The organism is Steroidobacter agaridevorans (genome assembly GCF_009932555.1).
Taxonomy (GTDB): Bacteria; Pseudomonadota; Gammaproteobacteria; order Steroidobacterales; family Steroidobacteraceae; genus Steroidobacter; species Steroidobacter agaridevorans.
On record NZ_BLJO01000012.1, the window covers coordinates 75,916 to 100,453 of the forward strand.

Here is a 24,538-nt window from a genome sequence, read left to right on the forward strand (position 1 = left end):
GGGCGCCCTAGTCTATGCCAGTGCCTCTATCAGGGAATGAGCAGCGGGCGCATCTCCGGAACCGCGCTCGCAAGCTCCGCCGTGACCATCGCCGCAAAGTAGTCCGAACCTTTGCGTCCGAGGTGCGTGTAGTCGAACGACAGTTTCGGCTGCGCCATGGGCGGCAACTTTGGATCGACAGGTTGCGGCGCCGGCGGGCGATCGTTCGTTTCGGTCCTGGCAGGAATGGTGGTGCCGGTCGCCGCGGCGGCAGCAACGGCAGGCGAAGGAGGGCGTTGGGCGAACTCGTTTGCTGCTGTCGAGCCCATTGCCTGAACCGCGGCCGTGCTGCGTGCATTGAGATCGATCAGCGGAACTTTCATTTCGTTCGCGACGCGCGTGATCGCCTCGGCCCAGGGCGCCAGGCCATTCTCGAGCTTGCCGCCCTGAAACATTCGACGCGTCAGAGGAGTGACCAGGATAGGCTGCGCGCCGGCAGCGCGAGCCTCATTCACATAGCGTTCGAGATTGGCCGGAAATTCAGTCGCCAGATCGGTCGAGCGGCCGGGTTTGCCAGGCTGGTCGTTGTGACCGAACTGAATGAGCAGCCAGGTCGCGGCATAGCCCGGCGTGCGCGCTTCGTTGAGCGCGATAGTCCAAGAGCCTTCGGCAATATAACTGCCTGAGCTGCGACCGCCGCGCGCGAGATTCACGCAAGCAGCAAACGAAGTAACGTGTTCCGCGCAAAAGCTGCTGCCCCAGCCGCCCTGCACGGCGACTGTCGAATCGCCGATCAAAATAATTTTCGACGCACGAATCGGCGTGACAGCGGGCGAAGGTGCAGGGGTGTCGGCGAGCGCTGTATGGGCGGCGAACGAGCCGGTCAGGCACAACACCCCCGCACGCAAAATCCCCTTTCCGATCCAGCATGTTACGAAGTGCATGTGTCTGCTACCGGTGTCAGGAAATCCGAGGCTAGCAGATACCGAGACAGCATGGCCACTGCCCGACGGTTATGCAGTGCTACTGGAATCTTTACCCGCCCTGCCGCGCAAATTGGCCGTTTTCAGCGGTTGAAAAGTATTTTTTGATATGTAAAAGTAATTTCACGTGATAGCGGTAACTCGCCGTCGCGGCTGCAAGGCCTCCGGAAACCGCGAGGACGGGCTTCTTTTTGCCGAATTCTGACGCCGGATTGCTACCGGTGTCAGCGAGCCCTGGCCGCAGTGGATCGACACATACGACAACTGTTTTGGGGGATTCGTCATGCTGGTTAACGCGAAACCGTGCCTCGTGCGTCTGGCGGTGCATGCGGCTTTGGGCGCCTCGTCCATGGCGCTGTGCTCGGTGAGCTACGCTCAGGCTGCAGAGTCCGCTGGATCTCAGCTCGAGGAAGTGGTGGTGACTGGCTATCGCCAGGCGCTGCGCAGCGCGCTCGATGAGAAGCGCGACACTGCGGCGATGGTCGACGTGATCAATGCCGAAGACATCGCCGACTTTCCGGATGCGAACCTGGCCGAGTCCCTGCAACGTTTACCCGGTGTCTCGATCGACCGTGACAACGGCGAGGGCCGGTCGATCACCGTGCGCGGCCTGGGCAGCGATTTCACTCGCGTCCGTATCAATGGTCTGGAAGCGCTGTCGACGGCCGGATCGAACGATTCCGGCTCCAGCCCGAATCGAGGCCGTGGTTTCGATTTCAATACATTCGCCTCCGAGCTGTTCAGCTCGCTGAAGGTGCAGAAGACATCGACTGCCGATGTCGACGAAGGCTCGCTGGGCGCGACGGTGGATCTGATCGCCGCGCGGCCATTGGATTTCGACCGGCGGCAGCTGGCGTTCTCGGTGCAGGATGCCTATTACGAGGTCGGCGAAACTCACAATCCCCGCATCGCCGGCCTGGTTGCGGATCAATGGTTCGATGGACGGCTCGGTGTCTCCATGTCCGCCGCGTATAACAAGCGCGAGCAGGAGATCGATTCGTATCGGCGCGCGCCTGGAACGTCCGACTATGCATATCGAGGCGCGACGTTCACGGGTGTTACTCCGACCATTCGCGGTTTTGCCGTGCCGGATGCGAGCACACTGCCGAGCTCGATCACCAACACCTCGGTGCGCAATGCGCTGTCCGGCTCGAATCCCGCGGCCTACGCACAGCTGAACGATCTCACCCGCATCCCGGCGTTGCCCGCCGTCGAAGAGGCGGCGCTCGATCAGGAGCGGTTGGGCGTGACGTTTGGCGTGCAATGGAAGCCGACGGATCGGACCGATGTGAGCCTCGATGGCTTGTACTCGAAGTTCGAGCAGGACCAGATCAACTACCAGATCTCGCCGGTCGGTCTGAATCGCAACAACACCAATGCCAACCTGAACACTGCGAACGCCTCGACGGCCGCCAATACGCGCCGGGGAACGTACGCAACGTGTACTTCTCGGGCCGCGACCGAAACACAGGACGCGATCGATTGCGGCCAGCAGATGTATGGCGCGACTCCGGTATTCGCCGGCGGAAACAGCTTCAATCCGAACAACCTCGAACCGTTCGAGTACTACAACAACCCGGCGTCGGTGGGTTACATCGCCGACCCGAACGGCCTGGCGATGCGCACCGCGCTGATCGGCCGCCCGGCGACGCGCTTGCTCGATGCGCATGTGAACGATGCGAACCAGGCCGATTATCTGGTGCTGCAGAACGTGGATTTCCGTTCCGCGGCCGATGCCAGCTTCTACACCACCGAGTTCAACCAGGTGTCGCTGAACGTGGCGCATGAATTCAGCGACCGTTTCAGCGTCGCCGCGGTGTATGGCCAGTCCGAATCGACCAACGACAGCCAGGGCTTGCTGGCCGAGTTCAATCGCATGGATTCGCCGGGCAACTTCGTCTATGACGAGCGCGGCGGCGGCTCGATGCCGGTGATTCAATTCGGCTTCGATGCGGCCGACCCGAATAACTGGGATGTGGTCAAAGGTTTCTCGGCGCTGCGCATGTATCAGCGCGAGGTCGAGAACACATTCGAAACCGCGCGGCTCGATTTCAAGCTGGGCATTACCGATTCGTTCAGTCTCGATTTCGGCGCGAGCGTGCGTACTTATGAATTCGAAACCCGGCAATTCCAGCGCCTGACCACCGAGACCTTGAACCCGAGCCTGCTGGAGCTGGGCAAGTCGGTCGGCGAGATGAGCCGCGTCGTGACCTTCGGCGACGGTCTCGATGTTCCGGCCGGCCTGCCGCGTACTTTCATCGCCCCGGATCTGAATGCGTTCCGCAATGCTGTCGGCTTCGACTGCAACTGCGTAAACGAGTGGGGCGACTGGCGCTTGTCGTATCTGTCGACGCCCCAGAACGCCTATGCGGTCACTGAAGACGACGACAGCTATTTCGCGCAGCTGAACTTCTCGCTCGATGTCTGGAACCGCGCGCTCCAGGGCAATGTCGGCGTCCGCTATGCCCGGACCAATCTGGAGTCGAACGGCTTCACGACCGGTTCGCGACCGGTCGTGGGCAAGAACGAATACACCGATACGCTGCCCTCGTTGAACGTGAGCTACGAGCTCGTCCCGAATCTGTTGTTGCGTGTTGCTGCTGCCAAGGTCATGGCTCGGCCGTTGCTGAACAACCTGGCGCCGAGCATCACATCGCTCTCGGTGCCGACCAATGGCAACTCGACCGGCGGCTCACTCACGCTGGGCAATCCAAAGTTGGAGCCGTTCCGCGGCAAGAACTACGATTTCAGCGTCGAGTGGTACTTTGCGGAAGGCGGCTTGCTGTCGGCGGCATACTTCACGAAGAAGATCGATTCCTATCCGCAGACCGTCGTCAGCTCGCAAACGCTGTCGTCGTTCCTCGACCAGGAAGTGATCGATCAGATCATTGCGCAGCAGACCAACGACAATGCGATCCGCTACTTGCAAAACGACAGACCCTTCGACGTGCGCCAGTTCCGCTCGGCGCCGGGCGGCGACATCAAGGGCTACGAGCTCATCTATCAGCAGGACCTGAGCTTCCTGCCGGGCGTGTTCAGCAATCTCGGCGTGCAGTTCAACTACACGCACATCGATTCGGAGCTGCAGTATGTGATCGATCCAGGCACGCCTGCCGGCGCGGCGAATCCGCGTCCGCAGATCGTGCAGGCAGGTCCGTGGCTTGGCGCCTCACCTAACTCATACAATGCCACCGTTTACTACGAGACTGAAAAGTGGAGTGCGCGCGTGTCGGGCGCTTATCGCGATGGCTATGTCACGCAGTACCCGGTGGCTTCGGGCTCGTGCGATCCCGGCGTGTGCGATTCGCCGCTGGTCAACGACTTCGTAGGCAGCGAGGACACGCTCAATGTCGACGCCTCGATGTCGTACGAGTTGAATGAGGCGATCACGCTGAGCCTCGAGGCGTTGAATCTCACCAATCAAGCCGACGAGCGCTGGGCGTATCAGGACAGCCCGCTGGTGACTCAGTACCGCAGCACGGGCCGTCAGTACTTCGCCGGTGTGCGCTTGAGGTTCTGAGGAGCCAACGATGAGATCGCGTGTTCTTGCGTCGCTGAGTTGTTCCATCCTGGGTGGGATCGCCGGCTGTTCCTCGCCCCAGAGCGTGCCTGCAAACCCCACAGGCCAGCTCGCCGAAGCGCCGCTGGCGTTTCCGGGCGCCGAAGGGGCGGGGCGGCTGTCGCTGGGCGGTCGCGGCGGGCGGGTCGTCAAAGTCACGAATTTGAACGATTCGGGGCCGGGCAGCCTGCGCGCCGCCCTCGAGCTGGCGGAACCGCGCACCATCCTGTTCGATGTTTCGGGCACCATCGCGCTCGAATCGCCTTTGGAGATCGAGCAGCCGCGGGTCACGATCGCCGGTCAGAGTGCGCCGGGCGACGGCATCACGCTCAAGAATCACTCGCTCATCGTCGCTGCCGACGACGTGGTGGTTCGTTACATCCGCTCGCGTTTGGGCGATGAGCGCCGGGCCGAGAGCGATGCCATCTGGGTTCGCAGCGGCCGGCGCATCGTTCTCGATCACGTTTCCGCCAGCTGGTCGGTGGACGAGACGCTGTCGGTCAACAATGGATTCAAGGATCCGCAGACCGGCTTCTACGATGTGACCGTGCAATGGTCCATCATTGCCGAGTCGTTGAATCGATCGGTGCATGTGAAAGGCGCGCATGGCTACGGTTCGCTCATTGCCGGCGGTCACGGCACGCGCATCAGCTTTCATCACAACCTGTGGGCGCATCATCAGGGGCGCAATCCCCGGCCCGGCAATCCCGTGCCGCCGGCGCGCGATCCGCTCGGCGCGTTTCATGACTATCGATCGAATGTTTTCTACGACTGGGGCGGCGCGCACTCCGGTTACAACGCCGACACGGGCGTGAAGGCTTCGATCGTCAAGTACAACTTCGTCGACAACACTTATCTGCCCGGTCCGGCCTCGACCGGGCGGATCGCGTTCGATGAATCCAACGAGCTCGCGCAGGCCTGGTTCGCGGGCAACACCATGGACGGCGAGCTGCCGGCCGATCAGTGGACTCTGGTCTCGGGTAAGAAAGGCCCGGAGCATCGGCTTGCAAAGCCTGTCGACGTTGCGCCGGTTGCAGCGGATCCGGCGACTCGTGCTTTCGAGCGAGTATTGAGCACGGCCGGCGCGTCGTTGGCGCGCGATTCGGTCGATCGCAGAGTCGTGCAGAGCGTCCGTGATCGCAGCGGTGGATTGATCGATTCGCAGACACAAGTCGGTGGGTGGCCGGCGCTGGCCTCGCTGCCGCCGCTGCTGGATGGCGATCAGGACGGCATGCCGGATGTGTGGGAGCAGTCGAACGGAATGGATCCATACGTGGCGGATGGTTCTGTGGACGCCGATAAGAACGGTTACACGAATCTTGAAGAGTATCTGCACGACCTGACGACCGCGCCTGCTTCCAGAGGAAAATTCTCCCAGCCTACATATAACGGCACGCCGTTTCTCTCATTGCAGGCGGCCGTCAACGCGCTGCCCGCCAATGGCGGAGAGATCCTGTTGCCTCCCGGTGAGTACCGCGAAAAGATCGTGATCGACAAGCCGAACGTCCGGTTGCGCGGCCTGGGGGCGAGTCCCAGCGATGTGATCGTCGTTTGGAGCGATGCTGCGGCGACGGCGGGCGGCACGTTTCGATCGGCCACGCTGCATGTGAGCGGCGACAACTTCCGCGCCGAGAACCTCACCATACAAAACGACTACCACAAGCGGTCGGATCAGCGTTCGCAGGCGGTCGCGCTTTCGGTGACCGGAGATCGAGCGGTATTCGATAACCTGCGGCTGCTGGGCGCGCAGGACACGTTGTACGCGGGCAGCAAGAAGTGCGGCTCCGATTCGTGCCCGACCAGCCGGCAATATTTCTCGAATTGTTATATCGAGGGCCACGTCGATTTCATCTTCGGCGACTCCAAGGCGTTCTTCGAGCGCTGCCAGATTCACGCCATCGCTCATCCCGAAATCCTGATCACCGCGCATGCTCGTACGGCGCCGGATCAAGACAAGGCCTTCGTGTTCAACAACTGCACCGTGACGGGCGAGAAGGGCGCGGAGCGGATCTACTTTGGACGGCCCTGGCGCGACTACGCGGCTGTGATCTTCATGAATACCAAAGTGGAGGGCGAGCTCGATCCGCAGGGCTGGCGCGAATGGACGCCAGGCAAGACCGACCGGCTGAGGCTGGCATACTACGCAGAATTCAATACGTCGGGCCGCAACTCTGATATGAGCCAGCGGCAGTCGCATACGAAGATTCTGTCCGCCGCCGAGGCGCAACGTTGGGCGCTGTCTGCATTCCTTGCCGGTGCGGACGGGTGGAATCCCGCGGCGATGTAATGGGACGTCAAATGTGGTTTAGCCGTTCCTGCATCTCAATCCTTGCGTGCGCGATCGTTTCCGCGAGCTCAGCGATGGCCGAGGCGCGCGCGCCGTGGGTGGCGGATCTCGGCAACGGGCGATATCAAAATCCAGTGCTCGCGGCGGATTATTCCGACCCCGACGTGACCCGCGTCGGCGACGACTTCTACCTGACCGCGTCGTCGTTCACGAATATTCCCGGGTTGCCGATCCTGCACTCGAAGGATCTGGTGAATTGGACGTTGATTGGCCACGCGTTGCCGCGACTCACGCCGGATGCGCATTTCTCGGTGCCGCGGCGAGGCGGCGGCGTGTGGGCGCCAGCCATCCGGCATCACGACGGCAAGTTCTATATCTATTATCCCGACCCCGACTTCGGTGTGTATGTGATCACGGCGAACGATCCGAAAGGGCCGTGGAGCGCACCGGTGTTGGTGGATAACAGTCGGGGTGTCATCGATCCCTGTCCGTTCTGGGATGACGATGGCAGCGCATGGCTGATCGTGGCGTACGCGCGTAGTCGCGCTGGCTTCAACAACATTCTTCAACTCAAACGCATGTCGCCCGATGGCACGCGCTTGCTCGATGCGGGCAAGACGGTGGTGGACGGTAACGCGCTGCCGCCTCAGCCCACGACCAATGGTCCGATGCCTTGGGCGCCGATCGAGGGTCCGAAGTTATATAAGCGCGACGGCTGGTACTACATCTTCGCGCCGGCGGGCGGCGTGAAGGGCGGTTGGCAAACGGTGTTCCGTTCGCGAAAGCTCGACGGGCCTTATGAATTCCGCAATGTGCTGGATCAGGGCAAGACCGACGTCAATGGTCCGCATCAAGGCGCATGGGTGACCACGTCGGCGGGAGAAGATTGGTTCCTGCACTTCCAGGACACCGGTGCATTCGGACGTCGAGTGCATTTGCAGCCCATGGTCTGGAAGGACGGCTGGCCCATCATCGGCGCGGATCGTGACAAAGATGGTCGCGGCGAACCCGTGATCACGAATCGCAAGCCCAAGGTGAAAGCCGTCACGGGGATCGCCGTCCCGCAAATGAACGATGATTTCTCCGGCCCGTTGTCATTGGCGTGGCAGTGGCACGCGAACCCAGCTCAGGATTGGATGAGCTTGTCGGCTGCGCCGGGGCAGCTTCGCTTGAAATCCGTTTCCACGCCGGCGAGCTTGTTCGAAACCGGCAGCGTGCTGACACAGAAATTCCCCGCACCGAAGTTCGTCGCGGACACGAAGCTGCGCTTTTCGCCGTTACGTGAAGGCGAGCGGGCGGGCCTGGCTGTGGTAGGCACGAAGTACAGCTGGATTGGCTTGCGCAAAGACGCGGATGCCGTTCGGCTCGTGCATGACGGTCGAGTGCTACTGGAAGGAGTGACGAGCGATATTTATCTGCGCGCCCGGATCGAGCCGGTCGTGGTGGATATCACCCCGCCGGACAAGCCGCATTGGCCGGCCGAGCGCAAGGAAGTGCTCGCCCAAGTGAAGTTCAGTTACAGCACCGACGGCGAGCGTTTCGTGACCTTCGAGCATCCGCCGGTGCAGATCGATCCGGGCCGCTGGGTCGGCGCGACGATCGGATTGTTTGCTTCGTCGCCGGCGGGCACGCCGGCGTACATCGGTACCTCAGTCGGTCACGCGGATTTCGATTACTTCCGCGTCTCGGGCGTCGAATAAAAATCAGCCCACCGGAGGGAAACACCCTCGCGGTGGGCTGCCGAAGCTATCGACGTTCGATCAGCGCTGGCTGACGCCGTTGAAGCGCAGCTTGCGTGCGCTGCCTTCGTCGAAGAACGAAGGCTTGCTGCTCAAGCCGGCGGGTGCAGCCGGCAGCTCGGAGTCGTAGAAGCGGACCAGCGTGGTGGGAATGGTGTTCTCAGTCACGCCGCCGAACTGCGTGCGGCGATATTCCATCCAGTAAGCGCGATGCTGACCGGTGGGCAGGTCCATGACTGCCAGCGGCACCAGGCGGCGCTCATCGTAGACGATGCAATCCGCGCTGCCCGGCACGCAATGATCCTGTTCGTTCACCACGTCGAACGTGCGCTGGATCACCACGTCCTCGCCATCGATGCTCCAGTGGAAATTGTAATCGGGCCGATTGCTGCCATCGAAGGTGATCAGCTGGTCATTCTCGATCATGTCGTCTTCGTGCGCGCCAGTGTGATCGCTTTCGAACAGCAGGCGGAAGCCCTTCGTGCGCTGATCGCTACTGCCTTCGACGCCGACGCCGAATTGATAGAAGCGGCCAACGACGTTTTCCGAAGTGAACACCAGCGGCAGTTCGGGATCCTTGTACACCGAGGCGCCTGCGTCGACGTAACGGCCGTCGGCCGTGGTGATCTCATAGAACAGGTCGGTGGTGACGAAGTCGACTTCACGCAGCGAGCGGAACTGCGCGACCGTGCCGTCGGCGAACTCCACATTGACCGCACGGCCCGAGCTGTCGAGCGCCCAGGTGAAGTCCTTTTCGAAAGCCCAGGTCCGGCCCGTGCCGTCGGCGCTCAAATCCGCGATGTCGGCTGTGACGCCCACGCCGTCGACATACACGTAAATCGACTGGGTCGAATCCGCCAGATCGTCGGTTCCGAGCTGCTCGAAGTCCTCATCGTGGAGGATGGTGCGGGCCACTGTTCTGGTCTCAGTGCGCGGCGCTACGCCGCAGCCAGCGGGAATGCCCTGGGGATAGGCGATCTGGTTGGTTTCGGTGATCGCCACAACACGGTCGCTCAACAAGGTGAGTTTGACGCCATCGCTGGTGAGCGCCGCGAGAACCTGGGCTGGAATATCCGGGCAGGCTTCATAGCTGTTGACCAGCACCGTCTGCCCAAAGGCGATCTCGACGCTGCTGCCATTGATGCTCCAAGTGGTGTCCACGCTGCTGCCGTTGAGAGGCGCTGCATCGGCGTTCTGCCACGCTCCCGCCGTAGCCGTGCCCGTGCCGTCGCCATCGAACGTGTACGAGTACACCCGATTGAAATAGTTGAACGAGAACTCGGCGGCGTCGGACAGCATCGCGACCGTCAGCTTCGCCGGCAGCGAATCGTTGCTGACCGGCTGCGTCAGCGAGCTGTCGGTGACGATGGCGGTCTGCATGTTCTGGAAGGCCGTCGGATCCTGGTCGTACGCGCTATCCGTGAACTGCTCGCGCGTAGCGGCGCTGGACATCAGAGCCAGCAGCGAAGTTTCGCCGTCGGGCATCGGATAGTTGGCCGAATCGTCCACGTACAGTTTGATCGCGGTGGCCAGATCCAGCACTTCCTGGCTGTTGAGCGTTGCTGACAGAGCGCGCAGGCTCTCTTCGTCGGCAATCGGATTGCCGCCGTTGGCTTCCTTGAGCAGCACCGCCTGCGCCGTGCTCACATTCGTGATCTGGGTGGCGAAGTTCTCGGCGTTCGACAACGTGCCATCGTCGCCAGCCTGGCTTTGCAGCGAGGCGAACGTGCCCGCGAGGCTCGTGAATTCAACATACGACTGCGAACCCACACCGCGCGCGGACAATGTCACGAAGCCGCCCGTCGCGTCTTCATCCACCGCGATCTCGAGGCTGTACACGCCGTTGGCGTCGGCGGTGGCCGTGAATGTTTCATCGCCGATCGTTGCCGTGACGACGGCGTTGGCGATAGGAGCATCGGTGACTGTGCCGGCGAGCGTCACTCGGCTGAGCTCGGGCTCCGGCTCGGGTGTCGGCGTGGTCGGCGGGTTGGGATTGGGATTGCCGGTCGGCGGAGTCGGGGCCGGGGTGCTGCCACCACCGCCACCGCCGCCACACGCGGCGAGTGTCGCCATCAGCAGGGTTGAGAGGGCGGCTGCGCTCACGCGCCGCCCAGTTCGCAATGAACTCATCGAATGCTCCTCGAATGCCAGTGTTTTCATAACCCCGCGCCAGCAGCACGCGGGGCGGTATGAACTCACGGTAGTCGAGGAGCTTTTTTCAGCGCATTACCAATATGGGATAGGCGGCTGACTAGTTTCGCAACTTGTGATACGCACCTCGCGCGATGTGAGAATCGCGTCTCATTGCCGAAGCAACGGGGCCTGCGCTCGAGGGTTTGCCGTTCACGACGGCAGTCGCGCCGAACGGCTCGAAGTTGTAATACACGACCGCGGTGAAGAACGTGAATTGCCCGTAGGCGTCGGGCTGGGCATCGCGCGACCACTCGAGCACGTAGGTGCGACTGCCCTCTCGCGCCAGCGGCACGATGCGCAGTTCCCAGTCCAGGTTGCAAAACGGGTTGGTCCGCAGATCGCAGTTCAATGTCCCGTTGTCTTCCGTGTGCTGCTCCACCAGATCGTTGCCGTTGAGGCGCCAGTTGTAACCCCACTGCGGCCTGAGGTTGCTGCCGTCGACAGTAACGAGGTTGCCGTTCTCGTCGATCCTCTCGCGTTCCTGCGAACCGAAGCCGTCGGCGTCGAAGCGCCAGCGGCTGCCCTTGGCTCCCGGATTGAGCGGCGGATTGTCGACGCCGAAGCGGTAATGGCGACCGATCGTGTTGTCCAATGTGAACCCGAGCTGCGGTCGCAGGTCGGTTCGCACCGACGCACCGGCCTCGATGAACCGCTCTCCGCTCGGCAACGTGAATTCGAACAACATCTCGGTAGCAAAATCGTTGAGCTCACGCAGCGAGTGCAACTTCGCCGTCACGCCATCCTCGAAGGCCAGGCTGAGTATGCGACCGCTGCCATCCAGCGACCAGGTGAAACGCTTGCCCCACGCCTCGGTGGTGCCGGTGCCATCGGCCTGCAATCGCGCCAGGTCCGGCATGATGCCGCGGCTGGCATAGTCATGGTCGATGGGGAGATCGTAAATCCACAGCGTGCGAATCGAGTCGCGCAACTCGGCTGCATCGATCGTTTGAAAGTCCTCTGTCTTCTGGAGGGTGCGAGCCACGGTGACCACCTCGGTGGCCGGAACCGGGCTGCAGGCCCGGTCCCTGATCTGCCGGGTCTCGGTGATCGCCAGCACGCGCTCGTTCAGCAGCGTCAGCCTGGCGCCCGCCACGTCGTAATCGATCGGGTAATCGGCATAACCGTAATTGGCATAACCATTCATCAGGTACGTCGGACAGATCTTGCGCTCCCACGTGTACAGCCACGTGACAGGCGTTTCATAGACGATGTCGACGCTGGCGCCCGAGATGCTCCAGGTCATGTTCCGCTGCCAGGTGCCAGAGGAAACCTTGCCAGTGCCATCGGTATTGAACGTGTATGAGATGGCGCGATCGAGCCCGGCGTACGTCGCGGCGTCATCGTCCGTCACCAACACGGCCGTCAATGTCGAAGGCAGCGTGGCGCTCGTGACAGGTCGAGTCAGCGTCGGATCGTTCGCGATGGCGCTCTGGGCGGCCTGGAACGTTGCGGGATCCTGTTCGAAGAAGTCGCTGACGAGTTGCTTGCGCGCCGTCGTATTCGCGAGCAGTGCTTGCAGCGAGGTCTGCCCCGAGGGCATCGGATAATCGTCGGGCTGGTCAACCAGCAGCTTGATCGCCGCGGCCAGGTCGAGGAGCTGCTGAGCATTCAAAGTGGGCGTCAGAGTATCGATCGATGTCTGACTGGCGACCGGCTGCCCGCCGTTGGCCTGCTGGAGCAGAACGGCCAGCGCGGTGCTGACGTTGGTGATCTGGGTGGCGAAGTTCTCGCTGCTCGACAGGATCTCGTCGCTGCCGGCCTGGGTCTTCAGGGCCTGGAACGTGCCCAGCAGACTGGTGAACTCGACATACGACTGCGGGCCGGCGCCCTTGGCCTTCAATGTGATGAACTCGCCGGTCGCGCTCTGCGCGACGGTCAGTTCGAGCCGATAGTTGCCATTGGCATCTGCGGTGGCGGTAAACGTCTGGCCGCCGATGGTCGCTGTGACCACGGCGCTTGGAATGGGAGCGTCGGTGACCGTGCCGGTGAGCGTCAGGCGGCTCCCTGTTGGCGCCGGCGGAGGAGGAGTACCGCCACCATCGCCGCCGCCACCGCCACCGCCACCGCCGCAGGCGGCCAGTACAGACAGGAACAACGTCGACAGGACCGCCTTGCCGAGCGAGCGGCCGGACCGGAACGAAGCCATGAATACCCCAAGTTCTTGTTAGAGCTGATTCAGGCGGGCGACGAGTTCGATCTGTCTCTTGGCGCCGGCCTTGGCCAGCAATGCCTTGATCTGGGCGCGTACCGTGCCGACCGCTACCTTGCGTGCGGCAGCAATTATTTCCGGCGTTTTGCCGGAACACAACTGCAAGGCAATGTCACTTTCGGCGCTGGTCATGCCGTAAGCGGTTTGCAGGATGGCGGCCTTGCGTTCGAGCGCGCCCTTGCCGCCTCGCGCGACGACCAGCACGCGGGGCATGAATGAAAACTCGGTCGACTGCGGCGGCAAGGCAATGACGTCCAGGACCATGGGCGCCAGATCGTGCTCGCCACTGCGCACGATGACCGTCCGCATCAGTGGCGCCCCCGGACGAGCCTGACCGGTGGCGGCGGCGCCGATGGCGTCCTCGAGCTCTCTGGTATCGCTCGCCAGAGCGGCGCGCAGCCGGCCTTCTTTCAACTGCAGCCCGCGATTGGCGGTCGCGAGTCGTTCGGCCGCCGGCGTGAGCTCTCTTACGGTTCCAGTGCGATCACAAACGAATGCAGGCATGGACAGCGCTTCCATCGCGCCTGCGAGCAGCGCTGCGCCGTTGCCTTCCAGCGCTGCCTGGGTTCGAACTGCGGCACGGACATGAGGTGCGAGCGAGGCGAAAATCGCTCGCTCGGGTTCGCTGATATGACCCTGGCGCTCATTGCGGACCACCGCCAGGCCGGTCAGCATGCCCGGCGCGCGATCGAGCGTGCTCAGGCAAATGTATGGAACGTGGTTGGGAATGACGAATTCCTGGTAGTGCCGATCGCGCTTGTATTCCTCGGGGGAGATGAAGTCGGACTCGGCGAGCACGTCGAGCAACGGCGCTTTCATGCCGGCGCGCACTCGCGGATTGACCCTCGGATCGCCGCCGCCCTCGGCCACGAAGGCGTCGTGAAAGGCGGGGTCGATGTCGGTCAGGATGTCGATGGGCACGGTCGCATCGTCGCCGATGCAAATGAGCTGACCGTGCTGCGAGCCCGTGCCGTGAGCAAGGGCGGTGAGCGCTTCATACCAACCGGTGCCGCTCACGCCCGCGGCTTGAAATTTATCGACCAGGCCCAGCCAGTGTTCGTCGTTTCTTATCATTGCTGAAATTGACCACACAACTATGTAAAGGCAAAGTGGGGTCGCTCAGATTATGTGAGGAATTGGACATGGTTCACGCTTGCTTGAGAACATCGGTGCGAGCAGCCTGGCTGGCTGCGCTGGTTGCGAGTGTGGCCATGACCGCTGAAGCCGGACCGCGTTGGGCGATCGTCGTGCACGGTGGTGCGGGCGTCATCGAGCGTCAGCAACTTTCCGCCGAGCAGGAGCGCGCGTACCGGGAAGCGATGCGCAAAGTCACCGAGCACGGCGCCAAGCTGCTCGCGGCCAACAAGCCGGCGCTGGATGTGATCGAATCGACGATCGGCTTGATGGAAGACGACCCGCTGTTCAATGCCGGTCGCGGTGCTGTGTTCACGGCGCAGGGTCGCAACGAGCTGGATGCCGCCATCATGGACGGCAAGACATTGAAGGCGGGCGCGGTTGCCGGCGTCACCCGGACCCGTCATCCCATTTCATTGGCACGTCGCGTGGCGGATGCGTCGCCTCATGTGATGCTGGTGGGCGTGGGCGCCGACGAATTTTCCAAACAGCAGGGACTGCAGCAGGTCGAGCCCGGCTACTTCTATACGCAGCGCCGCTGGGATGCGCTGGTCAAGTATCTGCAAGCAAACAAACTGCCCGTGCCTGCCAAGCCGTCGGGCATCGCGAACGACGATCCGGCCGAGGGCCTGGCGCACGATGAAGGCAAGAAGGGCACGGTCGGCGTCGTCGTGCTGGACATGGCTGGCAATGTCGCGGCGGGAACATCCACCGGCGGCACCACCGGCAAGCGCTGGGGACGGGTCGGAGACAGCCCGATCGTCGGCGCCGGCACGTATGCATCGAATCAGTCGTGCGCCGTATCGGCGACCGGCACCGGTGAGTATTTCATCCGTCTCAGCGTCGCGCACGAGATCTGTTCGTTGGTGCGATATCGCGGCATGAGCCTGCAAGCGGCGGCCGACGAAGTGATTCAGAAGCAACTCACGGCGTTGCAGGGCGATGGCGGCATCATTGCCGTTGCTCCCGACGGTCAGATGGCGTGGAGCTTCAATACCTCGGGAATGTATCGTGCTCGTGCGGCCGAGGGGCAGCCGGTGACTATTGGCATCTTCAAGGATGAGAAATAACCCGCCGCGACTGGGTGTCGTGAGTGTCGTCGCCATCGATGCGAGCCAGCACGGTGACCATCAGTTGAGTCACTGAGTGTCGCGACTTGACCAGCGCCACGTCCACAGCGTTGCGCAAGGTTCGCGACGGCTCGTCGGCAGTGTAGGAGATGATGACCGGCGGCCGCTCGCCGGCGCGGGTCGGAATGGGCAACAGATCCTGGCCCGAGCCGTCCGGCAACGTGACATCCAGAATGACCGCGTCGAAATGTTTCTCGGCCAGCTGCTGGCGAGCTGCCGCGATCGATCGCGCCGAAGTCACAACTGCGTTGCGAGACATGGCCTCACGCACAATGGCGGCGAGCGACAGATCGTCCTCGATATGCAGAATCTGCGGCAACTCCTCGCCGCGCGCCGGCGCCGTGCCGCGTTCCACCTCGACCAACGTGTCTTCAGCTTTGCCGTGCGCATGGATGGGCAATATGACGTAGAAGCTGGTGCCCTTGCCGGGCGTGGTGTCGAAGCCGATGCGGCCGCCGAGTTTTTCGGTGATGGTCTTCGCGATCGACAGGCCGAGGCCGGTGCCGCCTTTGGCCCGGCTGTCCGATGCATCCGCCTGCGCGAACTTCTGGAAAATGCGCGCGCAGAATTCCGCAGGAATGCCGGGACCATTGTCGCTGACGGTTACTCGCACGTCGGCTGACTGTTCACGCTCGATGCGAATGCGCACGCCGCCGCCGGGCGGAGAAAACTTCGCGGCGTTGGAGATCAGGTTCGTGAGCACCTGAGTGAGCCGGTCGCTGTCGATGAGCACGTCGGCGTCGTCGCCGTCTTCGAGCTCGATGGCGACACCGAGACTTTGCGCGAAGCCGCGGCTGAACTCGGCCACCGAAGCCACTTCGGCGCGCAACGAGCGCACGCTCAATGTGAAATCCAGTTTGCCTGCTTCGGCCTTCTCCAGGTCCAGGATGTCGTTGATCAACCGGATCAAACGCTCGCTGTTCTGGCGCGCGATGCCGACCAGCCGCGCGGCCTTTTGCGGAATCTCGCCGGCCGCGCCGCCGGAGATGAGCGTGAGCGAGCCGGCAATCGACGTGAGCGGCGTGCGCAGCTCGTGGCTGATGGTCGAAACGAACTCGGCTTTCATGCGCTCGACTTCGCGTCGCACCGAGATATCGTGGAGCACGGCGACGTACAGTTGCTGGTCGTTGATGATCATTTGGCGGATCGAGACTTCGATGGGAACGATCCGGCCGCCGCCGTGCCGGCCTTCCATCTCGATGCGTCCGGCCTTGCTGCGATCGTCGGTGGTGAGATAGCGCGACAGCCGCGAGGCGTGCGGCTCGGGCAGCAGCAGGCGTGCGTCCTTGCCGACGATGTCTTCGGCGCTGTAGCCGAACAGATGCTGGGCGCCGCGATTCCAGGACTCGATGTTGCCGCTGGCGTTGATGACGACGATGGCGTCCTCGACGCTGTCGAACAGAGTGGCGAGCCGGGTCGCCTGGTCGCGATACAACCGTTCGCTGTCTTGCAGACGTTCGTGCGTTTCGCGCAGCTCCATTTCGCCGCGTTTGAGCAGCGTGAGATCGCGAACTGTCGCGACCAGCGTGCTGCGCGTGGCTGGATCGAGCCACGCGAATTCCACTTGCAGATAGCTGATGTCGCCGGCAGTGGATTCGCGCTGGAACTCCATGGCGGGCTGATCGGCGCAATGGGCCAGCGAGCGCATGCCATGGTCATCGATCTGCAGTTCCAGTCCGGGCAGCAGTTCGGTGAGCTGCTTGCCGACGAGTTCGTGCGAGTCGGTATCGAGCAGGCGGCGGAAGCCTGGATTTACCGAAAGGAGCGTGCCGATGCGATTGACGGTGATGATGCCGTCGGCCGCAGTGTTCATGATCGCCGTGAGATGCATCGCGCTGTCGTTGGCGCGCGAGCGTGCAGCGACCACTTTGCCGATGAGTGGGGCGATCTGCCAGCGAAGGATCCAGACAGCCGCTGCGACCAGGCCCAGCATCAGCCACAGCAACATGTTCAAGCGCTGACGCAAGTCGCTGTAGAGCGTGTCGAGCGGCGTCGTCAGGGTGATTGCCAGAGGTGTGCCGGCGATTGGCCCATACGCGGCGAAGAAGCGGGCGCCGCTCGGCTCCGCGACCAGCGTCACGCCGCTCTTGCCGCTGAATGCGAGGTTCAGCGGGCCTGTGCGCCCCGCCGTTTCTCGCGCAATCGGCAAACTTGCCAGCGCCGAAGAGGCCAGCCGCAGGCATTGCATCGAGTGCTCGCTGAGAGCCTGGCAGATGGAAGTGTCGAAATCGCTGATTGCCCGGTCCGATAACAATGCCGCGGTCAGGCGGGGCAGAGCGAACTGGATTCGGATGAACCCGTCGCGACCTGAGGCATCCCGACCGGTCGCCCGCTCGATCAACAGGCGCGCATCGTTGCCGATCTCGATGCGAGCTCCAGCATCGAGGCGCACGACGGCGCTGGATGGCGGGCCGAACGACCCCGAGCGCAACAAAGAATTGCCGTCGGCATCCGTCAGCTCCAGCGCTTGCAGACCCCGGCTCAGCGGCAGCCGGTCCTCGGCCCAGCGCTCCAAAGCCTGGCGCAATCTGGCCGCGCTGACTTGCGGCGACGTGCGCGCGACGATCAGGGCCAACGACTGACTCATCACGACGCGCTCGCTCTCCTGGCGCTGACCGGCGATCTCCGTGCCGATCAGCTCAACCTGGTTGCGCAATTCGCGGCTCAACGCCGCCTGCTGCAGATCGTGGCTGTGACGTACCACGACGGCGAAGCATACGGCAGCGCAGGTGATGGTGATCGCCAGCAACGCCGCCGTGCTGACTGCGAGAATGCGGCGTGAATCGTTGGAAACATCGTCGGTCTTGTCGAATGAGCGTCGATAGCAGAGTTGCCCCAGTCCCAGCGACAGCAGCAACAAACCGGCAGCGGTATGCGGAGCGATGCGCGTCGCATACTGCCAGTCATAAATGATATCGAGCCCCAGCAGCCGGCCGAAGAACGACACCAAGGCGATTAGAAATATCGCGCCCGTGGCCAGCGGCGCGAGCCAATGCAGGCGGTTGCTTCGCGGACGACTCAGCTGCGCGAGCGCCACTGCCGCGAGAACGAACGCCCCGGCCACTTGCGGCGCCATGCGGCCTCGATGAGGGGCCGCTTCCAGAATCCATGAATCGCCGAACAGCCGGTCGATGCCGAGATCGATGTCGAACGCGTGCTCGCAGAATGTGAGCACGCTTGGAATCGCCAGCAGAATCGCCAGGCCGAGGCGCGCACGCGGCTGTCCGAGGCTCAGTGCGAGTCCCGCGACGATGAAACAGAGGGCGGCGTTCAAGGTCATGCCGACGTTATCCAGCCCCACCTGGAAGGTGAGCGGCCGCCCCAGCAGCCAGCTGGCAGCGATCCCGATGCCGAGCGCGATCAGCACCAGGGCGACGATGTCACTATTGCGGAAGGGCAGGCGCTGCGGAGTCGGCGCGGTCATGAGACGTTGGATTGCTGGAGGGCCATGGTCTGCGCGGCGAGGCTGTCGGCGTCGGGCAGGTCGAAATAAAACGTCGTGCCGCCTGGTCCGGTCTCGAAGCCGATGTGACCGCCGAGCCGTTCGACGATGGCGCGACTGATGGCGAGGCCAAGCCCGGTGCCGGCCCGGCTGCGCGAGTCCGACGAATCGGCTTGAGAGAACTTCTGGAAGATGCGCGACTGGAATTCCGGCGGAATCCCCTTGCCGTAATCGCGCACCGAGACGCGCACGCGACCTTGATGGCAGCGGGCAGTCACTTCGATCGCGGCCCCGGCGGGCGAGAACTTGCTGGCGTTCGACAGCAGGTTGGCCATGACTTGCAGGAACCGGTCGGGATCGACCAGCACGTCGGCGTGACACAGCGGCTCGGGAGTGACGAAGTGCACGCTGAGCGATTGAGCAAATCCGGCGTTGTCCTCCAGCGAGCGGTTCACCAGTTCGCTCACATCCATACGACGCACATCGAAGCGCTGCTTCTCCGATTCCAGCTTTTCCATGTCGAGAATGTCGTTGATCAGCAGCGTCAGGCGCTCGCAATTGTTCAAGGCCATGTTGACCAGGCTCGCCGCGCGCTCCGGCAGCGCGCCCGCGACACCGGCCGACACCAATCCGAGCGAGCCGCGAATCGAGGTCAGCGGCGTGCGCAATTCGTGCGAAACAGTGGCGACAAATTCATTCTTCATGCGCTCGACGCGCCGGCTCTCGGTGATATCCCAGATCAATCCTGTCATACGGACGGCGCGGCCGCTCGCATTACGCAAGGTCAGACCGGATGCGCTGACGACACGCTCTTCGCCGGTGGGATAGGTGATGCGAAAGGTAGTGCGCAGTTGTGGTTGTTTGCCGGCGAGCGCCGCCATCAATTCGTTACGCGCCCGCTCGGCATCGTCTGGATGAACGGCGCGAAGCATGTAATTCACGTCGGGCTTCAGATCGCGTGGCGCGCCGTAGATCTCGTAGGTGCGCGCGTCCCAGGTGAGTGTGTCGGCGACCACGTCCCAGTCCCAGATCCCCATGCCGCCCGAGTGTGCCGCCAGCACGAAGCGCTGGTTCATTCGGATCAACGCTTCGGCGGCGCGCTTGCGCTCGCTGATGTCGATTGCGGTGGCCAGAAAGCCAGTGACAGTCTCGGCATCCGCGCGCGTGGGAGTCAGCACCAGATCCACGAGCACGCGCTGATCGTTCTTGCCGACGAACGTACATTCATGTCGCAACGTGCCGGTGGCGAGGCTGTACTGTAAAAGTGCATCGAGCCCGAACAGCTGACGACCTTCGGTGCTCAATTCGCCGGCCATGTCGTGCAGCTCGTCGGCGTCCAGCAGCAGTTCCAGCGTGAGCTTGCCGGCCAGCTCCTGTTCGGCGTAACCGAGCATTTTCTCGGCGCCGCGATTCATCATCGAGATCATGCCGTGATTGTCGAGCGCGATGATCGCGACGTGGTCCGCGGCGTCGATGAAGTCCCGCAGGCGATGATTGGCCTGAGCCAGCGCCCGCTCGGAGCGCTCCTGAGCGCGTTGTTGCTCGCTGGCGCGCATTCGAAGCACGATGTTCTCGGTGATGTGCTGGCTCAGGCGCACGGCGGCGGCCGAGATCACGACCGCATAGATCGCAACCATGATGCCCATCGTGGCGCTGTACGCACCGGGCTCGACCAGCAAACGGATCGACAGCGGCAGCACACAGGGCAGCACGAAGCCGAGTGCGGTCCGTTTGTCGACGGCAAGTGTGGTGATCGCGCCGGCCGAGACCCCGGCAATGACAAAGGCGATGAAGGCTTGTGCAGCGACGTTCCCGGCAGGAAACACCATCACGGCGCCGAAGCCCCACGCCGCGCCGGCGGCGATGGAGCCGATCAGGAACAACGTCGACCATGCAATGTTTTCACGCTGAGCCTGTCGTCGATAGGCCAGCCATAGGAACAGACGCGCCGCTGTGACGATGACAATGCACACACTCGCCCATGGCGCATGATTCGCGCCGGCAAGATGCGTTACCGCGACAGTGAGCGTCAGCAGTACCAGGGTGGCGAGCAGGGAGGACGGCAGCCCTGCAAACAGGAGCTGCAACTGTTCATCTCTTACGCGCTGTTCCGTTTGAAAAGGTCGGTCCAATGACGAATGCCCGCCTCGTGCGACTCGACACCCTATTAATACGTATGGCCGCCAGCCGATATACGCGCCTTTGCTATGGACTTCATGCAGGCCGGCGATTGCGGGAATCACTCATGCAAACGGCGTGGGCTACCTGATCTCATGCGGCGGCGCACGGAGCCAAGCTTCCGGAAAATTCTCACAAACATCGAGCCATCGCTCCCATGAGCAACGTTCAGGACGCATCCGTGACTGGGGCTTCGAGCCGTACACCGCAACGTATTCTGCTGGTGGATGACGACGAGCTCGAGCTGGAGCTGATGGCCGACCGCCTCAAATCGCTCGGCTTCGAAACACACACGGTCAGCGACGGCAGCGCCGCGCTGGAATTGTTGAAGACGCAATCGTTCCCCGTGGTGATCACCGATTGGCAGATGCCCCGCATGGATGGCATTCGTCTGACCGAGAATCTGCGCAATCAAGGCGACAGCGACACCTACATCATCATGCTCACGGTGCTCGACGACCACAGCTCGCACGAGCGGGGTTATTTTGCCGGCGTCGACGATTACCTGAGCAAGCGGGCGCCGGACGCGAAGATCGTCGCGGGCATTCGCGCCGGCTTTCGGGCCGTGGAAATGCGCCAGGCGTTGCACGCTGTGAGACAGCAGCAAGGTGCGGGTTTGGTGAGCGACGTGGCGAGCGGAGTATTGGCCGATCGGATGCGCGCCGAACTGAAGCGTGCCGCTCGTTACGGGCGGAACCTGTCGATATTGGCGATGGAGCTGCAATCGCAGAGCGGCGAGCCCGTGGCTGCCGACACGATGGCGCGAGCGGTGAGTGTCGTGAGCGACAGTATTCGAATCGATATCGATTTTGCTACCCGCTATCGGGGACACGATGGCAAGCAGCGTATTGCCGTCGTGCTGCCCGAGACCAATGGTGTCGCCGCGGCCGGCGTCGGCGTCCGCTTGAGCGCCACCTTGGCGGCGCGTCTGCTGACACCGCTCGAATCGTTCACGGCTCGTGTCGGTTGTGCGTCGTTTACGCCCGAGCAGGAAACAGGGTCGTCACAGCACATCTCCGCGAACATCGAAGCGCTGCTGCGTGAAGCAGAAGCAGGTGCTCGAATCGCGCCGACCACTGTCCCCACGCAACGGCGCACTGAAGTGCTCTGAGCCCCATGCAATCCGATCCCGGCGTATACGAGCAGACGCTGACGCTGGAGCTGAGCGCGTTGCAGCCGGAGTTGCGCGTGCTCATCGTCGATGACGATCCGGACGCGCGCGATTATCTGGTCGCGGTCGTGCAGGAAGCGGGGTATCGGACGGCCGTGGCGTCGAGCGGGGAAGAGGCCTTGCAGCTGCTGGAAACCGAGTTCTGTCCCATCATGATCACCGATCGCAACATGCCCGGCATGGACGGCGTGACGTTGTGCAAGCGGGCGCGCGAGGGTCACTATCCCGGTTACTTATATATCTTCCTGCTCACGGCGCAGAACGCCAGCGCCGATATCGTCTCGGGCCTGAAGGCCGGCGCGGACGACTACCTGGGCAAGAAAAACATTTCGGCGCCCGAGCTGGTCGCGCGCCTCGGCAATGCACGACGCATCGTCAGTCTCGAACAAGCGCTGCGGCGCGCGCTCGATCAGAAGCGGCAGATGGCGAATACGGACGCGCTCACCGGCGCGTACAGTCGTCGTTATCTCGAAAGGCAGCTGTCGTTGGAGCTGGAGCGCACACGGCGTTTCAACCATCCGGTGTCGCTCTTGCTGCTGGATATCGATTACTTCAAACGCATCAACGATCGCTACGGTCATGCGATCGGCGATGAGGTGCTGCGCAACACTTATCGCCGTCTGCGTGACTTGCTGCCGCGTGCCTGCGATTGGATCGCTCGTTACGGCGGCGAGGAATTTTTGATCGTGCTGATCGACACCGATCTGCGCGGCGCCGAGATCGTTGCTCAGCGGCTGGTCCGCGCCATGGCCGACACTCCCATCGATTCATCGGCCGGGCCGATTCCAGTGACCATCAGCGTCGGCGGCAGCGAGGCCGCGCAGATCTTGACGAGCGATCTGAATTCCACCCGCCTGATCGAGATCGCCGATCGTTGTCTGTACGCCAGCAAACGTGATGGACGCAATCGTTACACCATGAGCCTGGACGGCCAGTCGCCGCTCGCCTTCAGCTCGGCCGCATCGAGCGCACAGGGCCAGGCGCATTAGCCATGAATAGAGACAAGCTTCGCGAGATCCTGTACGTCGACGACGAGCCCGACATTCGCGAGATCGTGCAGATGGCGCTCGGGCTCGTGCCTACGCTGTCGGTGAACACGGCCGATTCGGGCATGCGCGCATTGCAGAGCATGCAGGCGAGCAAGCCGGATCTGGTGCTGCTCGACGTGATGATGCCGAACATGGACGGGCCGACCACATTGCAGCAGATGCGCAGCCAGCCCGAGCTGCAAGCCATTCCCGTGATCTTCATGACCGCCAAGGCCATGCCGCAGGAAGTGGCGCGCTTTCGCGCGCTCGGTGCGGCGGCGGTGATCGCCAAGCCGTTCGATCCCATGCTGCTGGCCGAGCATGTGCTCTCCATCTGGGAAACATTGTGATGGCCAGCGGTCCCGATGAGTTGCGCGCCAAGATGGTCCAGATCGCGGGCCGGTATATAGAGCGGGTGACGCGGGAAGTGGTGCAGCTGAAGACCCTGGTCGACAACGCCGCGAGCGGCAACCTGGATGTGGTTCGTGAGATCGAGACGCTGACTCACCGCATGCATGGCAGCGGCGCGATGCTGCAGTTCCATGAGATCAGCGGCTGCGCCGGCGAGATGGAACGTCTGGCTGCGGGTTTCGTCGCCTCCGGCACGGTCGATCAGCCGCGCTTGGTCGAGGCTCTCGCCAACTTACAAACGGCGATCGACAAAGCAGTGGCGGCGCGCGCCGCTACTTAACGCGGCTGTAATCCCTGCTCGAACAATTCGATGAATCGATGCGCGATCTCGGCAGCCGCGAGCTGGTCGTCGCTGCGATACCAGTGCGCAATCCAGTTCAGCGCGCCCGCCAATGCGAATGCCGTCATCTTCTCATCGCACGGACGGATCGAGCCGTCGTCGACGCCGGCGCGAATCAGGCTGCGCAGGCCCTGGTCGATTTCCGATTTCAGCGCCTTCACTTTGCGGCTCATGGCCGGGCTGAGGTCCTGGTTCTCGGCCTGCACCATGCACCAGCCGAAGTCCGAGGTGATGGCTTCGGCATAGCGCGAGATCACTGCCGCCAGTCGCTCGCGTCCGGTGGTCGTCGATTCCCGCTGTTCCTCGATGCCGTCCATGATCAGCTTCAGGCCGGCGCGGAAACATTCGAACAGCAGCTGCTCTTTGTTCTCGACGTAGTGATAGACCGTCGGCTTGGTGACGTTCAACTCGCTCGCGATGTCGTCCAGCGAGGTGTTGTGATAGCCGCGCTCCCGGAAGGCCCTGGCCGCGGTCATGATCACCGCGTCGCGCTTGCGCTCCCGATCCCGCACTCGCGCGCCCACCGAAGCCCATAGGGCGGGGCCGCTGGCCCGTTGCGGAATGTTCTTGCGCGCCTGTCGACCTGCCACCGGAAAGCTGCTCCTCAATAGGGACGAGCCACGATCATAGCGTGTGACCTGGTGCGCCGGGGGCCTGATTGACCGGGCGGGGTCGGGCTAAATATACTCGCGGGTAAATTAGAGCTCCAGCTCTACTCTGCCCCCGGAATACCTTCGATTCGCCCCGAGGCGACC

General features: G+C 62.8%; 15 protein-coding genes. 8 read left to right on the forward strand and 7 right to left on the reverse strand.

Annotation, left to right across the window (positions count from 1 at the left end; genetic code table 11):
* Nucleotides 1–29: 29 nt before the first annotated feature.
* Nucleotides 30–923: a rhamnogalacturonan acetylesterase gene (locus GYH35_RS32755; RefSeq protein WP_161815431.1), complete on the reverse strand. Its 894-nt coding sequence runs from the start codon at nt 921–923 to the stop codon at nt 30–32.
* A 322-nt stretch (nt 924–1,245) separates the two neighbouring features.
* On the opposite strand from GYH35_RS32755, the gene GYH35_RS32760 reads away from it, so the two are divergent.
* From GYH35_RS32760 to GYH35_RS32770, 3 genes are all read left to right on the forward strand, one after another.
* On the forward strand, nt 1,246–4,482 hold the full coding sequence (locus GYH35_RS32760) for a TonB-dependent receptor (protein WP_161830564.1): 3,237 nt from the start codon (nt 1,246–1,248) through the stop codon (nt 4,480–4,482).
* Nucleotides 4,483–4,492: 10 nt separating this feature from the next.
* Entirely contained in the window at nt 4,493–6,808 is a 2,316-nt protein-coding gene (locus tag GYH35_RS34725; protein ID WP_202624947.1) for a pectinesterase family protein, read from the forward strand.
* Between the two features lie 74 nt (nt 6,809–6,882).
* Nucleotides 6,883–8,508: a glycoside hydrolase family 43 protein gene (locus tag GYH35_RS32770; protein WP_202624949.1), complete on the forward strand. Its 1,626-nt coding sequence runs from the start codon at nt 6,883–6,885 to the stop codon at nt 8,506–8,508.
* 60 nt (nt 8,509–8,568) lie between these two features.
* Here GYH35_RS32770 and GYH35_RS34730 read toward each other — a convergent pair whose 3' ends face one another.
* The 3 genes from GYH35_RS34730 to GYH35_RS32785 form a co-directional block, all read right to left on the reverse strand.
* Entirely contained in the window at nt 8,569–10,677 is a 2,109-nt protein-coding gene (locus GYH35_RS34730; RefSeq protein ID WP_202624951.1) for a carboxypeptidase-like regulatory domain-containing protein, read from the reverse strand.
* 121 nt (nt 10,678–10,798) lie between these two features.
* Nucleotides 10,799–12,886 carry a carboxypeptidase-like regulatory domain-containing protein gene (locus GYH35_RS32780; RefSeq protein ID WP_161830566.1) on the reverse strand — a complete coding sequence of 696 codons (2,088 nt, stop codon included), beginning with the start codon at nt 12,884–12,886 and terminating at the stop codon, nt 10,799–10,801.
* An 18-nt stretch (nt 12,887–12,904) separates the two neighbouring features.
* Nucleotides 12,905–14,023, reverse strand: a complete 1,119-nt coding sequence (locus GYH35_RS32785; RefSeq protein ID WP_161830567.1) for a helix-turn-helix transcriptional regulator — start codon at nt 14,021–14,023, stop codon at nt 12,905–12,907.
* Nucleotides 14,024–14,091: 68 nt separating this feature from the next.
* On the opposite strand from GYH35_RS32785, the gene GYH35_RS32790 reads away from it, so the two are divergent.
* Nucleotides 14,092–15,153 carry an isoaspartyl peptidase/L-asparaginase family protein gene (locus tag GYH35_RS32790; protein WP_161830568.1) on the forward strand — a complete coding sequence of 354 codons (1,062 nt, stop codon included), beginning with the start codon at nt 14,092–14,094 and terminating at the stop codon, nt 15,151–15,153.
* Here GYH35_RS32790 and GYH35_RS32795 read toward each other — a convergent pair.
* Nucleotides 15,137–18,637 (reverse strand): PAS domain S-box protein, encoded by a 3,501-nt coding sequence (locus GYH35_RS32795; RefSeq protein WP_161830569.1) that lies wholly within the window; start codon nt 18,635–18,637, stop codon nt 15,137–15,139. The genes GYH35_RS32790 and GYH35_RS32795 overlap by 17 nt on opposite strands.
* Nucleotides 18,634–20,742 (reverse strand): PAS domain-containing sensor histidine kinase, encoded by a 2,109-nt coding sequence (locus tag GYH35_RS32800; protein WP_161830570.1) that lies wholly within the window; start codon nt 20,740–20,742, stop codon nt 18,634–18,636. Before GYH35_RS32800 ends, GYH35_RS32795 begins: the two co-directional genes overlap by 4 nt.
* A gap of 248 nt (nt 20,743–20,990) precedes the next feature.
* Between GYH35_RS32800 and GYH35_RS32805 the strand changes: the two genes are divergently transcribed.
* From GYH35_RS32805 to GYH35_RS32820, 4 genes are read left to right on the forward strand one after another with little or no spacing between them, the layout of a single operon-like run.
* Nucleotides 20,991–21,944 carry a response regulator gene (locus GYH35_RS32805; RefSeq protein WP_161830571.1) on the forward strand — a complete coding sequence of 318 codons (954 nt, stop codon included), beginning with the start codon at nt 20,991–20,993 and terminating at the stop codon, nt 21,942–21,944.
* A gap of 5 nt (nt 21,945–21,949) precedes the next feature.
* Nucleotides 21,950–22,993: a diguanylate cyclase gene (locus GYH35_RS32810; protein ID WP_161830572.1), complete on the forward strand. Its 1,044-nt coding sequence runs from the start codon at nt 21,950–21,952 to the stop codon at nt 22,991–22,993.
* 2 nt (nt 22,994–22,995) lie between these two features.
* The gene (locus GYH35_RS32815) at nt 22,996–23,382 is read left to right on the forward strand and encodes a response regulator (RefSeq protein WP_161830573.1); all 387 of its coding nucleotides are present in this window, start codon (nt 22,996–22,998) and stop codon (nt 23,380–23,382) included.
* Nucleotides 23,382–23,723, forward strand: a complete 342-nt coding sequence (locus GYH35_RS32820) for an Hpt domain-containing protein (RefSeq protein ID WP_161830574.1) — start codon at nt 23,382–23,384, stop codon at nt 23,721–23,723. The genes GYH35_RS32815 and GYH35_RS32820 overlap by 1 nt, the downstream gene beginning before the upstream one ends.
* Here the strand turns inward: GYH35_RS32820 and GYH35_RS32825 are convergent.
* Nucleotides 23,720–24,373, reverse strand: a complete 654-nt coding sequence (locus GYH35_RS32825) for a TetR/AcrR family transcriptional regulator (RefSeq protein WP_161815419.1) — start codon at nt 24,371–24,373, stop codon at nt 23,720–23,722. The two genes, GYH35_RS32820 and GYH35_RS32825, sit on opposite strands and share 4 nt — an antisense overlap.
* Between the last annotated feature and the right edge of the window lie 165 nt (nt 24,374–24,538).